Source organism: Nocardiopsis sp. Huas11, from assembly GCF_003634495.1.
Taxonomy (GTDB): domain Bacteria; phylum Actinomycetota; class Actinomycetes; order Streptosporangiales; family Streptosporangiaceae; genus Nocardiopsis.
The window spans coordinates 836,018-849,808 of sequence record NZ_RBKY01000001.1 but is presented as its reverse complement, the minus strand read 5'-3'; the positions used below and the strand labels follow the sequence as shown (position 1 = coordinate 849,808).

At 71.3% G+C, this 13,791-nt stretch carries 13 protein-coding genes; 10 read left to right on the top strand and 3 right to left on the bottom strand.

The window, feature by feature from the left end; genetic code table 11:
- Positions 1 to 5 precede the first annotated feature (5 nt).
- Complete coding sequence (locus DFP74_RS03775) at positions 6 to 512, bottom strand: ferritin-like domain-containing protein (protein WP_121180420.1); 507 nt, start codon at positions 510 to 512, stop codon at positions 6 to 8.
- A 366-nt stretch (positions 513 to 878) separates the two neighbouring features.
- On the opposite strand from DFP74_RS03775, the gene rimP reads away from it, so the two are divergent.
- The 7 genes from rimP (at position 879) to truB (ending at position 7,791) form a co-directional block, all read left to right on the top strand.
- Positions 879 to 1,361, top strand: a complete 483-nt coding sequence (gene rimP / locus DFP74_RS03770; RefSeq protein ID WP_121180419.1) for a ribosome maturation factor RimP — start codon at positions 879 to 881, stop codon at positions 1,359 to 1,361.
- A gap of 24 nt (positions 1,362 to 1,385) precedes the next feature.
- Positions 1,386 to 2,396, top strand: coding sequence for a transcription termination factor NusA (nusA, locus tag DFP74_RS03765; RefSeq protein ID WP_121180418.1), 1,011 nt, complete (start codon positions 1,386 to 1,388; stop codon positions 2,394 to 2,396).
- The gene (locus tag DFP74_RS03760; RefSeq protein ID WP_370013336.1) at positions 2,368 to 2,739 is read left to right on the top strand and encodes a YlxR family protein; all 372 of its coding nucleotides are present in this window, start codon (positions 2,368 to 2,370) and stop codon (positions 2,737 to 2,739) included. The genes nusA and DFP74_RS03760 overlap by 29 nt, the downstream gene beginning before the upstream one ends.
- Before the next feature lie 212 nt (positions 2,740 to 2,951).
- Positions 2,952 to 6,014 carry a translation initiation factor IF-2 gene (gene infB, locus DFP74_RS03755; RefSeq protein ID WP_121180416.1) on the top strand — a complete coding sequence of 1,021 codons (3,063 nt, stop codon included), beginning with the start codon at positions 2,952 to 2,954 and terminating at the stop codon, positions 6,012 to 6,014.
- Positions 6,015 to 6,100: 86 nt separating this feature from the next.
- The gene (locus DFP74_RS03750) at positions 6,101 to 6,397 is read left to right on the top strand and encodes a DUF503 domain-containing protein (protein WP_121180415.1); all 297 of its coding nucleotides are present in this window, start codon (positions 6,101 to 6,103) and stop codon (positions 6,395 to 6,397) included.
- Between the two features lie 2 nt (positions 6,398 to 6,399).
- The gene (gene rbfA, locus DFP74_RS03745; protein WP_121180414.1) at positions 6,400 to 6,846 is read left to right on the top strand and encodes a 30S ribosome-binding factor RbfA; all 447 of its coding nucleotides are present in this window, start codon (positions 6,400 to 6,402) and stop codon (positions 6,844 to 6,846) included.
- Positions 6,847 to 6,903: 57 nt separating this feature from the next.
- The gene (truB, locus tag DFP74_RS03740; RefSeq protein ID WP_121180413.1) at positions 6,904 to 7,791 is read left to right on the top strand and encodes a tRNA pseudouridine(55) synthase TruB; all 888 of its coding nucleotides are present in this window, start codon (positions 6,904 to 6,906) and stop codon (positions 7,789 to 7,791) included.
- Between the two features lie 51 nt (positions 7,792 to 7,842).
- Here truB and DFP74_RS03735 read toward each other — a convergent pair whose 3' ends face one another.
- Both DFP74_RS03735 and DFP74_RS03730 read right to left on the bottom strand, forming a co-directional pair.
- On the bottom strand, positions 7,843 to 8,178 hold the full coding sequence (locus DFP74_RS03735; RefSeq protein WP_121180412.1) for a hypothetical protein: 336 nt from the start codon (positions 8,176 to 8,178) through the stop codon (positions 7,843 to 7,845).
- 316 nt (positions 8,179 to 8,494) lie between these two features.
- The gene (locus DFP74_RS03730) at positions 8,495 to 9,355 is read right to left on the bottom strand and encodes an alpha/beta fold hydrolase (protein WP_121180411.1); all 861 of its coding nucleotides are present in this window, start codon (positions 9,353 to 9,355) and stop codon (positions 8,495 to 8,497) included.
- A gap of 197 nt (positions 9,356 to 9,552) precedes the next feature.
- On the opposite strand from DFP74_RS03730, the gene DFP74_RS03725 reads away from it, so the two are divergent.
- From DFP74_RS03725 to DFP74_RS03715, 3 genes are all read left to right on the top strand, one after another.
- Entirely contained in the window at positions 9,553 to 10,551 is a 999-nt protein-coding gene (locus tag DFP74_RS03725; protein WP_121180410.1) for a bifunctional riboflavin kinase/FAD synthetase, read from the top strand.
- Between the two features lie 229 nt (positions 10,552 to 10,780).
- Positions 10,781 to 11,050, top strand: a complete 270-nt coding sequence (rpsO, locus tag DFP74_RS03720) for a 30S ribosomal protein S15 (RefSeq protein WP_121180409.1) — start codon at positions 10,781 to 10,783, stop codon at positions 11,048 to 11,050.
- Between the two features lie 318 nt (positions 11,051 to 11,368).
- Positions 11,369 to 13,690: a polyribonucleotide nucleotidyltransferase gene (locus tag DFP74_RS03715; protein WP_121180408.1), complete on the top strand. Its 2,322-nt coding sequence runs from the start codon at positions 11,369 to 11,371 to the stop codon at positions 13,688 to 13,690.
- Positions 13,691 to 13,791: the final 101 nt, after the last annotated feature.

The window sequence follows — 13,791 nt, the reverse complement described above, 5'->3', positions numbered from 1 at the left end:
CCCGCTCAGCGTTCCTCGTCGAGCAGGTGGGCGTGCCCGGCCTCGCACGCGCCGATACCGCAGATCAGCTGGGCCAGCCCGGCGTCGGTGACCGCGGCCGCCTGGTCGAGCCGTGCGGCGGTCGCCGACGACTCCAGCACCAGCAGGTCCGCCGCCGTGAGGGGCGTGTCCAGCGCGGGCCCCTCCACCGCGGACGCGTCCGGCGCGGCCTCCGGCGAGGGGTCGGCGTCGTCGGGCAGCGCCTCCGCCAGGGCGTCGGCGTGGGTGAGGTGGTGTTCCAGCAGCCGCCCCAGCAGCTCGGCCGGCTCCGCGCCGCCGGCGATGGCGGTCTCGTAGCGGGTCACCATCCGCTCCTTCTCGCGCAGCACCGCGCGCACGACGTACGCGTCGGGCGTCACCTCGGCCGGATACCACTCGGCGCCGCCGCAGCCCGACAGACCGACGGCCGCCGCTCCGGCGGCCGCGGCGCCCAGCACCGTGCGGCGGTTGACGCAGCGATGACCCGTGCTCACGCGGACTCCTCCCGTACGCGCCCGGCCCGGCGCGCCACTCGCACAAGCGGTCGCCGGCGGCGACCGCCCACCCATCTTTCCACGGCCTCCGCCGGGCGGGGTCCGGGCCGACACCCCCTGCCACGCGGCGTTTCCGGCACCCGGGATCGGGCCCGCGCCGCGCCCCGCGCGCCGACGGCGACCTGGAAGGCGTCCGGGTGTGGATACCCTTGCAGCACAGCCGCCGTCGAACGCGACGCGCGCTGGGTCCGCGCCCACAGGGACGCGGACCGATTCGTCGAAGACTACGTACAGAGCTGGACCGCCCCGTGCACGGCCCGTCGGCCGCGGGGGCGGGGTTTCGCCTTTTGGAGGGGCAGACACGACATGGGAGCGCAGTCGCGTGACGAGCGCATCGTCGAACTGCTGGAGCCGGTACTGGCAACGGTCGGACTGGACCTGGAGTCCGTCGAACTGACACCCGCGGGCAAGCGGCGTGTGCTGCGCGTGGTCGTGGACTCCGATGACGGGGTCGACCTGGACACGGTGGGCGAGGTCACGCAGGAGGTCGACGCCGTCCTGGAGGACTCCGACGTCATGGGCACACTGCCCTACGTCCTGGAGGTCACCTCCCCGGGCGTGGACCGCCCGCTGATCGAACCGCGGCACTGGCGGCGCTCTCGCGGCCGCCTGGTGCAGGTCCCCCTCGTCGAGGGGGGCGAGGTCACCGGTCGTGTCACAGCCGCCGACGACCAGGGTGTCACCCTGGACGTCGAGGGGCACCCCCGGAGCTACACCCACGCCGAACTCGGCAAGGGCAAGGTCCAGGTGGAATTCCGTCGGGCAGCCGACACCGACGCGGCGGACTAGAGGGGGAGCCCCGTGGATATTGACATGAGCGTTCTGCGCAGCCTCGAACGCGAGAAGGACATCTCGGTCGAGCTGGTCGCCAAGGCCATCGAGGACGCGCTCCTGATCGCCTACCACCGCGAGGAGGGCGCCGACAAGCGGGCCCGCGTCGAACTGAACCGCTCGACCGGCCACGTGGTCGTATGGGTCGCCGAGCTCGACGAGGAGGGAGAGGTGGTCGGCGAGTTCGACGGCACCCCCTCCGGATTCGGTCGCATCGCGACCTCCACCGCCAAGCAGGTCATCCTCCAGCGCCTGCGCGACGCCGAGGACGAGCTCACGCTCGGCGAGTTCGCCGGCCGCGAGCACGACATCGTCTCCGGCATCATCCAGCAGGGCAAGGACCCCCGCAACGTGCTGGTGGACCTGGGCCGGCTCGAGGCCATCCTGCCGCCGCAGGAGCAGGTGCCCACCGAGGACTACGTCCACGGCGAGCGCCTGCGCGCCTACGTCGTGCAGGTCCGCAAGGGCCACCGGGGTCCCTCGGTCACGCTCTCGCGCACCCACCCCAACCTGGTCCGCAAGCTCTTCGAGCTGGAGGTCCCCGAGATCGCCGACGGCACCGTCGACATCGCGGCGATCGCCCGCGAGGCCGGCCACCGGACCAAGATGGCGGTCCGCTCCAACCGGGGCGGCGTCAACGCCAAGGGCGCCTGCATCGGCCCGCTCGGCAGCCGTGTCCGCAACGTCATGGCCGAACTGCACGGCGAGAAGATCGACATCGTCGACTACTCCGACGACCCCGCCGTGTTCGTCGCCAACGCCCTGTCCCCGGCACGGGTGAACTCGGTCGAGGTGCTCGACATGGCCGCCCGCGTGGCGCGCGTGATCGTGCCGGACTACCAGCAGTCGCTGGCCATCGGCAAGGAGGGCCAGAACGCCCGACTGGCCGCGCGGCTCACCGGGTGGCGCATCGACATCCGTTCGGACGCCGACCCCGCGGAGCCCGTCGAGACCGGCGAGCCGCGTGCGGGCGACGCACCTTCCGCCGGCTGATCGGACCGTGCCCGTGTCACAACGCGATAGGGTGGTCGAAGACGGTCGTGACGGTCCCGTGCGCACCTGCGTGGGATGCCGGTCGCGGACAGTCCAGTCCGACCTCGTGCGGTTGGTGGCCGTGGGCTCGGCCATCATTCCCGACACCCGAGGTCGACACCCCGGGCGCGGTGCCTACCTGCATCACGACCGGCGATGCTTCGAGCTCGCCGTACGTCGCAGGGTGTGGTCACGCGCCTTTCGGGACCGGGAGGGATCCGGGCGCACCGCGTGGGACGTCTCACGGGTGGACGCCCTCTTCGAGCTCGCCCCAGATGGCGGATCGAGTCGGCCCTCCCGATAGGGTTGGAATGTCTGGGCCGGCCTTCGGGTTGTACTGACCGAGGTCGGCGTACTGTGCTGTGTCGGCACGTGTTAACCGGCCCATTGTTGTGTAGCGATGAGGAAGCAGGTCGAGATTGCGATGAGCGCCTGATGAGTACGCAGCGATGAGTAACTCAAGCTAACGACGGTCCGGCACAGGCCCATGTCCCGGACCGAAGCTGAAGGAGAGCAGTGGCGAAGGTCCGGGTGTACGAACTCGCTAAGGAGTTCGGTGTAGAGAGCAAGGCTGTTCTGGCCAAGCTCAACGAGATGGGCGAATTCGTCCGTTCGGCGTCCTCGACGATAGAGGCGCCGGTCGTGCGACGTCTGCAAGAAGCTTTCAAGGGGTCCGAGAGCAACGGCGGCAAGAAGGGTGGATCGGCTCCCAAGCCGGGTCCGCGCCCTGCCGCCCAGGCCCCCAAGCCGGGTCCCGCGGCTCCCAAGCCCGGTCCGGCCCCCAAGCCTGGCCCGAAGCCGGCCCCGGCGGCCAAGCCCGCCGAGCCGGTCGAGGCGGCCGCGTCGGCCGAGCCGGTCGAGCAGCGACCCGCCGCGCCCAAGCCGGCGGCCAAGCCCGCCGCGCGCGAAGAGGCTGGTCCGCGTCCCACCGGCGCGCCCAAGCCCGCTCCGCAGGGCGGACGCCCCGAGCGCGGTGACCGTCCCGAGCGCACTGAGCGCGCTGAGCGCGCTGAGCGCGGCGAGCGGCCCCAGCGCGGCGAGCGTCCCGAGCGAGGTGGCCGTCCCGAGGGCGGTCGTCCCGAGGGCGGTCGCGCCCCGCGTCCGGGCGGTCCCCGTCCGGGTCCGCGTCCCGGCAACAACCCGTTCGCCTCCAACGCCTCCGGCATGGGCTCCAAGCCCGCCGGCCCGCGTCCCGGTGGCGGCGGCGCTCCGCGTCCGGGCCCCCGGCCCGGCCCGCAGGCCGGCGACCAGCGCACCCCCCGTCCGGGTAGTGGCGCTCCGCGTCCGGGCGGTCCCCGTCCGGGTCCGCGTCCGCCGCAGGTCGGCGACCAGCGCACCCCGCGTCCCGGCGGTGCCGCGGGCGCTCCCCGTCCCGGTGGCGGCGGTCCGCCGCGTCCCGGTGGCGGCGGCGGTGCCCCGCGTCCCGGTGGTCCGCGTCCCAGCCCCATGAACATGCCCTCCTCGCGTCCCTCGGCTCCGGCCGGCGGCGGTCGTGGAGGAGCCGGCGGCGGTCGTCCCGGTGGCGGCGGTGGCCGTGGCCGCGGGGGAGCCCCCGCGGGTGCGGGTCCGCGTCCCGGCGGCGGTGGCGGCGGCGGTCGTCCCGGCGGCTTCGGTGGTCGTCCCGGTGGCGGCGGTCGTGGCCGCGGTGGCGGAACGGCCGGTGCGTTCGGTCGTCCGGGCGGTCGTCCCGGGCGTGCCCGCAAGTCCAAGAAGCAGCGGCGTGCCGAGTTCCACGAGCTCTCGGCCCCGTCCTTCGGCGGCGTCAAGATCCCGAGCGGCAACAACCAGGTCATCCGACTGTCCCGCGGCGCCTCGCTGTCGGACTTCGGCGACAAGATCGACGTCAACCCGGCGTCGCTCGTCCAGGTCATGATGCACCTGGGTGAGATGGTCACCGCGACCCAGTCGCTGCCCGACGAGACGCTGCAGCTGCTCGGCGAGGAGCTCAGCTACCGGATCGAGGTCGTCAGTCCCGAGGACGAGGACCGCGAGCTGCTGGAGTCGTTCTCCATCGAGTTCGGTGAGGACGAGGGCGGCGACGAGGAACTGCGTCCGCGTCCGCCGGTGGTCACCGTCATGGGTCACGTCGACCACGGTAAGACCCGACTGCTGGACACGATCCGTAAGACGAACGTGGTCGGCGGCGAGGCCGGCGGCATCACCCAGCACATCGGTGCCTACCAGGTCGCGACCGAGGTGGACGGCGAAGAGCGCAAGATCACCTTCATCGACACCCCTGGTCACGAGGCGTTCACCGCCATGCGTGCCCGTGGTGCGAAGGTCACCGACGTCGCGGTTCTGGTCGTGGCGGCCGACGACGGCGTCAAGCCGCAGACGGCCGAAGCCATCGACCACGCCAAGGCGGCCGAGGTGCCGATCGTCGTCGCGGTCAACAAGATCGACGTCGAGGGCGCCGACCCGCAGCGGGTGCGCGCCCAGATGACCGAGTACGGCCTGGTGGCCGAGGAGTACGGCGGCGACGTCCAGTTCGTGGACATCTCCGCGCTCCAGGGCACCAACCTCGACGCTCTGCTCGAGTCGATCGTGCTCACGTCCGACGCGGCCCTGGACCTCCAGGCCAACCCGGACATGGACGCGCAGGGTCTGGCGATCGAGGCCTACCTGGACCGCGGTCGCGGTTCCATGGCCACGGTGCTGGTCCAGCGCGGCACGCTCAACGTCGGTGACTCCATCGTCTGTGGCGACGCCTACGGCCGCGTTCGCGCCATGCTCGACGAGCACGGTGAGAACGTCCAGTCGGCTGAGCCGTCCCGTCCGGTCCAGGTCCTGGGTCTGACGAACGTGCCCAGCGCCGGTGACAGCTTCCTGGTCGTCAAGGACGACCGCGTGGCCCGTCAGATCGCCCAGCAGCGTGAGGCGCGCGAGCGCTTCGCCCAGCAGGCGAAGTCGGCCCGCCGGGTCACCCTCGACAACTGGCAGTCCGCCATCAAGGAGGGCGAGCGCTCCGAGCTGCTCCTCCTCATCAAGGGCGACATGTCCGGTTCGGTCGAGGCGCTCGAGGAGTCGCTGCTCAAGATCGACGCCGGTGGCGACGAGGTCAGCATCCGGATCATCGGACGCGGCGTCGGCGCGATCACGCAGAACGACATCAACCTGGCGTCGTCCGCGGACGCGATCATCGTCGGCTTCAACGTGCGACCCGAGGGCAAGAACAGCCAGCTCGCGGACCGCATGGGCGTCGACATCCGGTACTACTCGGTGATCTACCAGGCCATCGACGAGGTCGAGGCCGCGGTCAAGGGACTCCTCAAGCCCATCTACGAGGAAGTCCAGCTGGGCAGCGCCGAGATCCGCGAGGTCTTCAAGGTGCCCAAGATCGGCAACATCGCCGGTTCGATCGTCCGGAGCGGACTCATCCGCCGCAACTCCAAGGCCCGGCTCATCCGGGAGGGAGTCGTCATCTCCGAGAACCTCACCGTGGAATCCCTGCGGCGGTTCAAGGACGACGCGACCGAGGTCCGCGAGGGCTTCGAGTGCGGTATCGGGGTCGGTTACAACGACCTGCGCCCCGAGGACGTCATCGAGACCTACGAGATGCAGGAGAAGCCCCGCGACTAGTCCTCGCGGAGTCTGATCCCACTGGGGCCCCGGCCGTGCGGCCGGGGCCCCGCCTTTGACGGTTCACACACGACCCGGGTGATCACTTGTACGTTGGGGCGCTGACCCTGGACGTCCTCCTCGGAGACGTCCACTCGCTCAAGCAGAAGCGTTCGCTGGTCCGGCCGATCGTCTCCGAGCTGCGCCGGAAGTTCTCGGTGTCGGTCTCCGAGGTGGGCGAGCACGACCTGTACCGGCGGGCGAAGATCGGGGTCGCCGTGGTCGCGCCGACCGCGGCGTTCGCCCGCGAACAGATGGAGACCTGCGAACGATTCGTCGCGGGCCGCCCCGAACTGGAGCTGCTCTCCGCGAGGCAGCGGCTCTTCAACGAAGAGGAAGACTGACGATGGTTGACGCCGCACGCGCGCGCAAGATCGCCGACCGCATCCAGCGCATCGTCGCCGAGATGCTGGACCGGCGGATCAAGGACCCGCGACTGGGATTCGTCACCGTGACCGACGCCCGCATCACCGCCGACCTGCGGGACGCCACGGTGTACTACACGGTGTTCGGCACCGCGGACGACAAGCGCGCCTCCGCCGCCGCTCTGGAGAGCGCCACGGGCGTGATCCGCAGCGAGGTCGGCCGCCAGACCGGCATCCGGCACACGCCGAGCCTGACCTTCGTCATCGACGAGGTGCAGGAGAACGCCCAGCACATCGAGGAACTCCTCGTCAAGGCGCGTCAGGCCGACGAGGAGGTGGCCCAGCGGGCCACCGCCGCCTCGCCGGCGGGGGAGGCCGACCCGTACAAGGCCCCCCGCGAGGACGACGAGGACGACGAGGACCAGTAACGCCCCGGGCGGCGGCGCCGAGCGCGCCGCCGCCGGCACGCACCCCGAAGGAGACCCATGGCCGAGAGCGGCGTCGTGGTCGTGGACAAGCCCGCCGACTGGACCTCGCACGACGTGGTCGCCAAGACGCGCGGACTCGCGCGGACCCGGCGGGTCGGCCACGCGGGAACCCTGGACCCGATGGCCACGGGCGTCCTGGTCCTGGGGATCGAGAAGGCCACGAAGCTGCTCGGCCACCTGACCCTCACGGAGAAGGTCTACGAGGCGACCTTCCGGCTCGGCCAGGTGACCAGCACCGACGACGCCGAGGGCGAGTTCGGCGCGCGCGTGGACGCCGCGGGGGTGACCGACGAGGCCGTGCACGCCGCGGTGGCCGCCCTCACCGGGCGGATCCAGCAGGTCCCACCGCAGGTGAGCGCGATCAAGGTGGACGGCAAGCGCGCGTACAAGTCGGCGCGTGAGGGCAAGGAGGTCGCCCTCAAGGCCCGCGAGGTGACGATCGCGGAGTTCGCGGTCTCCGACATCCGCCGGGTGGTGGACGAGGGCGCCACGTTCGTGGACGTCGACGCCTCGGTCACCTGCTCCAGCGGGACCTACATCCGCTCGCTCGCCCGCGACATGGGCGCCGACCTCGGCGTGGGCGGCCACCTGACCGCGCTGCGCCGCACCCGCGTGGGGCCCTACGACCTGTCGCAGGCCCGCACGCTGGACCAGCTCGCCGAGGAGTTCACGCAGGTCCCGCTGGCACAGGCGGTGGCCGCGGCCTTCCCGGTGCGCACGCTCACCGAGGACGAGACCGGCCGCATCCGGCACGGCAACCGGATCGGGCCGAGTTCGCTGGGCGAGGGCCCGGTGGGGCTGTTCGCACCCGACGGCCGTGTGATCGCGCTCGGCGAGAACCGCGGCGACCACATGAAGCCGGTCGTGGTCTTCGCCCCCGCCTGACCGGCGCGGCCGCGCCCGCTTCCCGGACCGCATCCCGCATCCGCCGGTGGTTCAGGCGCCGCGCAGCCCCGCTTCCTCCAGCTCCTCCCGCACGGCCCGGTGGATGAGAAGCGAGAGCGATTCGAGCTGGTCGACCGTGGGAGCCTGGTCCTCGAGTCGGCTCAGCTGCTCCTCGATCCACTGACGCATCAGAGCGGTCGGCTTCACTCCTTCGGCGGCAGCGACCTCGCGGACCCGGTCCATGGTGGGCTTCGGTAGGCGGATGGAGGACACGATCATCACCTGGTCCGCCGGCTCGTGGCGCTCCAGAGGTTTCGTGGCGATCGCCTCGCTGATGTCCTCGGCGTCGTAGTGGGCGGCCAGTTCTTCGAGTCTCTTCTCATCCATGACCGGTACACCTCCGTTTGAATGTCCGCCGTTCGGCGAATGTCATGTCGCGTGCGGTCGCGATGTACCAGCTGCCGAGTTCGTCGACGGCCGGAACCATGATCACCGTCAGATGCCTACCGCCGTAGGTCCTTCCCAGCAGGTGCTGCCGCTTCGTCCACCCAAGGTCCAGTAGGGGGATTCCACAGCCTCTTCCACCTCTCTGGGGTCGACTCCGTGGCGTGCGATGTGATCTTCGCTCTTGTCGGTCCAGTGAAGATCTCCACACTGGGTAACGTAGTACATCGTAATACGCATGGTTGTGGTGTGTCGATGATCAGCGTGAAGGAGCGGCGTCGGCGAGGAACTCGGTCAGGGCCGCCGTGAACACCTGCGGGTGCTCCACCGGGGGCAGGTGGCCGGTGTCGGGCATCTCCAGCAGGCGCGCGCCGGGGATCCCCGCCGCGTACTGCGCGGCCACGTCCTGGACCTGCGGGACGTCCGAGAGGCCCTTGACCACCAGGACGGGGACCCCGATCTCGGTCAGACGGCCCTCGGCGGGCGGGTCCGGCCAGACCATCTCGGTGGGCGGACCGCTCCACGCGCGCCGGAAGAGCGCGCGGTACATCAGCAGGGCCCGCTCCCATGCCTGGGCCGACAGGTCCTCGGGGACCCGGTCCGGGCCCACGACCATGAACCGCGCCTGGGCCTCGGCCATCGCCGCCACGTCCGCCGGGTCCGGGTCTGCGTTCCCGGCGCGGTAGATCGCCATCCGCTCCGGAGCGACGGCGCCGGCGACCACGCGCCGCCCGGCCTCGACGAACTCCGGCGGCCACGCCCGCCCCGTCATACCCGGGCACACCAGCGCCAGGGCGCCCACCCGATCCGGGGCGACCAGGGCCGCGTCGACGGCGTGCGCCCCGCCCATCGACGACCCCACCAGGGCGGCCCGCCCGATGTCCAGGGCGTCCAACAGCGCCAGCAGGTCCCGGTAGTGCGCCACCGGTCCCTCGGCGTCGTCGGACTCCCCGTATCCCCGCCAGTCGTAGCGCACCACCCGGTACCGCCCGGCCAGCGCCGTGAACGCGTGGTCCCACATCCGCCGGTCCGCAGCCGCGGCGTGGACCAGGACGACGGCCGGACCCTCGCCCGCCTCCTCGTAGCCCAGCACGGTGTGTCCGATGTCGATTCTCGTCATGGGCGGCACGCTAGCCGCGCTGTGGCGCTCCGCCCACCCCGCTCTGCGGCGGGCAGAAGGCCGGAGTGGGCCGGGCCACACCCCCCGCGTGTCGGTCCGGGGGCGGCGGGCGTGGCACCCTTGTCTGGGGCCCGGGGGGACGATTGCTCCCCCGGAGCCGTGACATCGGCAGCGAACAGGGTTGAGGGGAGCCGGACGTGCGGCGATGGGGCGGGCTGGAGGACATTCCCTCCGAGTGGGGGCGGTCCGTGGTGGCTGTCGGGGTCTTCGACGGTGTGCACCGCGGCCACCAGGCCATCCTGGCGACCGCCGTCGAGCGAGGGCGGGCCCTGGACCTGCCCGTGGTCGTGGTGACCTTCGACCCCCACCCCGAGACGGTCCTGCGCGGGGCGACCCCGCCGGTGCTGACCCCGCTGGACCGGCGCGTGGAGCTGCTGGCCGGCCAGGGCGCCGACGCCGTGTGCGTCCTGCCCTTCGACAAGCCCCTGTCGGCGCGCTCACCGGAGGAGTTCGTCCGGTCGGTGCTCGTCGACCGCCTGCACGCGGCCGCCGTGGTCGTGGGCGAGGACTTCCGGTTCGGCCACCGGGCCGCGGGCGACGTCGCGGCGCTGGCCGGGTTCGGCCACGAGTTCGGGTTCACCGCGCACGGCGTGCCGCTCGTGGCCGACGGGCGGACCATCACCTCCACCCGCGTGCGCGCCCTGCTCGCCGACGGGGACGTGTCCTCCGCCGCCGCCCTGTTGGGCCGGCCGCACCGGGTCGAGGGAGAGGTCGTGCACGGTGCCGCGCGCGGGCGCGAGCTGCTCGGCTTCCCCACCGCCAACATGGACCTGGCGCCCGGTACCGCCGTGCCGGGCGACGGCGTCTACGCGGGCCGGCTGAGCCGTGTCTCCACCACGGCCGGGCAGGAGTCGCTCTGGCCGGCCGCGATCTCGGTGGGCACCAATCCCACCTTCGACGGCGCCGAGCGCACCGTGGAGGCCTACGCCCTGGACCGCGACGACCTGCAGCTGTACGGCGTGCACATGGCCGTGGAGTTCACCCACCGGATCCGCGGGCAGGAGCGCTTCGACAGCGTCGACGAGCTCATCGTGGCCATGCACCGCGACGTCGCCCGATGCCGTGAGGTGCTGGTCGGGGACCCGTCGGTCGGGCCGGCGGCCGGTTCGGCGGGGGAGAGCGGCTCCACAGCGTGACGCAGCCCCGTCACCTCGTGGTCTGCGGTAGTGTGGGTACGTCCACGTGTGCCCTGTGCCAGGACCTCGTCTTCGAGGACCGCGGCGCTGGGAGCGCGCTGCACCGACGCCGTCGGCGACGGTCCGCGCCCACCACACGCGACGGTGACTGTTCGTACGCGCGGTCACCGCGTCTGACCCCGGCGCAGAGCCAGGGGTTCCCTGCGTGCCGAATCAATGAAGGAGCGTTGTGTCGATCGACACCGCCACCAAAGAGAAGATCATGGCCGAGTACGCCACCTCCGAGGGTGACACCGGTTCCCCCGAGGTCCAGGTCGCGCTGCTCACGCACCGCATCACCGAGCTGACCGAGCACCTCAAGGGCCACAAGCACGACCACCACAGCCGTCGTGGCCTGCTCCTGATGGTCGGTCGCCGCCGCCGTCTGCTCAAGTACGTCGCCAAGCAGGACATCACCCGTTACCGCTCCCTCATCGAGCGTCTGGGCCTGCGCCGCTAACACCGGCGACGGGAGTGGCTTCGGCCGCTCCCTTTTTGTTAGTAAGGTGTGACACGCGTGACGGTCCACGACCGTCACGCGTGCACCACCCACAACTCCATAGCGAGTCCCGCGTACTGCACCCTCGGCAGCAGAGTCGAGGCCGGTCCTCGGTAGTGGTCTCCGGACACCGCCCCCTGGGGTGGCTGCCGTGGGCTTCGATCGATGACCGGCCGTCATCAACTCCCTGGTCCGGACGCGGGACGAACAACCCAAGGCCGCCGGCCGCGCATCCGCGCGGACCGCGGCACATCCCACACCCGTACCAGGAGGTCGCCCATGGAGGGCGCTTACTCGGCCGAAGCCGTCATCGACAACGGCAAGTTCGGCACCCGTACCATCCGCTTCGAGACCGGCCGCCTCGCCCAGCAGGCCGCCGGATCGGCCATGGTGTACCTGGATGACGAGACCGTCGTCCTGTCCGCCACGACCGCTTCGAAGCGGCCCAAGGAGAACCTCGACTTCTTCCCCCTCACGGTGGACGTCGAGGAGCGCATGTACGCCGCGGGCCGCATCCCCGGCTCCTTCTTCCGGCGCGAGGGACGTCCCTCCGAGGACGCCATCCTCACCTGCCGCCTGATCGACCGGCCGCTGCGCCCGTCGTTCAAGAAGGGCCTGCGCAACGAGATCCAGGTCGTCGAGACGATCCTGGCCCTGCACCCCGAGCACCTGTACGACGTCGTCGCGATCAACGCGGCCTCGCTGTCGACTCAGATCTCCGGGATCCCGTTCTCCGGCCCGATCGGCGGCGTGCGCGTCGCCCTGATCGAGGGCCAGTGGGTGGGCTTCCCCACCCACGGTGAGCTGGAGAACGCCACCTTCGACATGGTGGTCGCCGGTCGCGTCCTCGATGACGGCGACGTCGCCATCATGATGGTCGAGGCGGAGTCCACGCCCCGCACCCTGAAGCTGGTCGCCGAGGGCGCCGTCGGTCCCAACGAGCAGACCGTGGCCGAGGGCCTCGACGCGGCCAAGCCCTTCATCAAGGTGCTGTGCAAGGCCCAGCAGGCCGTCGCGGAGCAGTCCAGCCGCGAGGTCGCCGAGTTCCCGATCTTCCTCGACTACGAGGAGGACGCCTACAACGCCGTCCAGGCCGCCGTCCGCGAGGACCTGGCCAAGGCTCTGACCATCGCGGACAAGCAGGACCGCGAGGCCGAGCTGGACCGCGTCAAGGCCGCCGCCGGCGAGAAGCTGGCCGAGGACTTCGAGGGCCGCGAGAAGGAGGTCGGCGCCGCCTTCCGCTCGCTGAGCAAGCAGCTCATGCGCGAGCGCGTGCTGCGCGACCAGATCCGTATCGACGGCCGTGGTCCCAAGGACATCCGTTCGCTGAGCGCCGAGGTCGGCGTTCTGCCCCGGGTGCACGGTTCGGCCCTCTTCGAGCGCGGTGAGACCCAGATCCTTGGCGTCACCACGCTCAACATGCTGCGCATGGAGCAGATGGTTGACACGCTCAACCCTGACAAGACCAAGCGCTACATGCACAACTACAACTTCCCGCCCTACTCCACCGGTGAGACCGGTCGGGTGGGCTCGCCCAAGCGGCGCGAGATCGGGCACGGCGCTCTCGCCGAGCGCGCCCTGCTCCCGGTCCTGCCCTCGCGCGAGGAGTTCCCGTACGCCATCCGGCAGGTGTCCGAGGCGCTGGGCTCCAACGGCTCCACCTCGATGGGCTCGGTCTGCGCGTCCACCATGTCCCTGATGGCGGCCGGCGTGCCCCTCAAGGAGATGGTGTCGGGCATCGCCATGGGTCTGATCAGCGAGGGTGACCAGTTCATCACGCTGACCGACATCCTGGGCGCCGAGGACGCGTTCGGCGACATGGACTTCAAGGTCGCCGGTACCCGTGAGCTCATCACGGCCCTGCAGCTGGACACCAAGCTCGACGGCATCCCCGCCGAGCAGCTGGCGATCGCGCTGCAGCAGGCCCGCGGCGCCCGCCTGGCGATCCTCGACGTCATGCGCGAGGCCATCGACGCCCCGGCCGAGATGAGCCCGAACGCTCCGCGCATCCTGACGGTCAAGGTTCCGACCGACAAGATCGGCGAGGTCATCGGCCCGAAGGGCAAGATGATCAACTCGATCCAGGACGACACCGGCGCCGACATCTCGATCGAGGACGACGGCACGATCTACATCGGTGCCGTCGACGGTCCGTCCGCCGAGGCCGCGCGGGACACGATCAACCAGATCGCGAACCCGACGATGCCCGAGGTCGGCGACCGCTACCTGGGCACCGTCGTCAAGACGACGACGTTCGGCGCCTTCGTGTCGCTGCTGCCCGGCAAGGACGGCCTGCTGCACATCTCGCAGATTCGCAAGCTGCACGGCGGCAAGCGGATCGAGAACCTCGACGACGTCATCGGCATCGGCGAGAAGATCCAGGTCGAGATCCGCGAGATCGACGACCGCGGGAAGCTGTCGCTGGTCCCCGTCGAGGTCGTGGAGTCCGAGGCGGCCGCCGCCGCCCCGGCGCCCGAGGCCGCCGACGAGGCCCCGGCCGACGACGACAACGGCGACAACGGCGACAAGGGCGACGAGTCCGGTGACGCCCCGCGTCGCCGTCGCCGCCGCAGCTCGGGCGGGCGTTCCGAGAACACCTGATCCCACCACGCCTGAGGGGGCGGCCGCACCAGCCGGTGCGGCCGCCCCCGCGGCGTATCCTCGGCCTGACGAGGGGCGGCGCACTGTCCCACGGCCGCCCC

What these genes read in the sequence shown, in the direction of transcription:
- rimP (WP_121180419.1), top strand. Translation starts at nt 879, where the DNA reads ATGGGAGCGCAGTCGCGTGACGAGCGCATCGTCGAACTGCTGGAGCCG.
- nusA (WP_121180418.1), top strand. Translation starts at nt 1,386, where the DNA reads ATGAGCGTTCTGCGCAGCCTCGAACGCGAGAAGGACATCTCGGTCGAG.
- rbfA (WP_121180414.1), top strand. Translation starts at nt 6,400, where the DNA reads ATGGTTGACGCCGCACGCGCGCGCAAGATCGCCGACCGCATCCAGCGC.
- truB (WP_121180413.1), top strand. Translation starts at nt 6,904, where the DNA reads ATGGCCGAGAGCGGCGTCGTGGTCGTGGACAAGCCCGCCGACTGGACC.
- DFP74_RS03735 (WP_121180412.1), bottom strand. Translation starts at nt 8,178, where the DNA reads ATGGATGAGAAGAGACTCGAAGAACTGGCCGCCCACTACGACGCCGAG.
- DFP74_RS03730 (WP_121180411.1), bottom strand. Translation starts at nt 9,355, where the DNA reads ATGACGAGAATCGACATCGGACACACCGTGCTGGGCTACGAGGAGGCG.
- DFP74_RS03715 (WP_121180408.1), top strand. Translation starts at nt 11,369, where the DNA reads ATGGAGGGCGCTTACTCGGCCGAAGCCGTCATCGACAACGGCAAGTTC.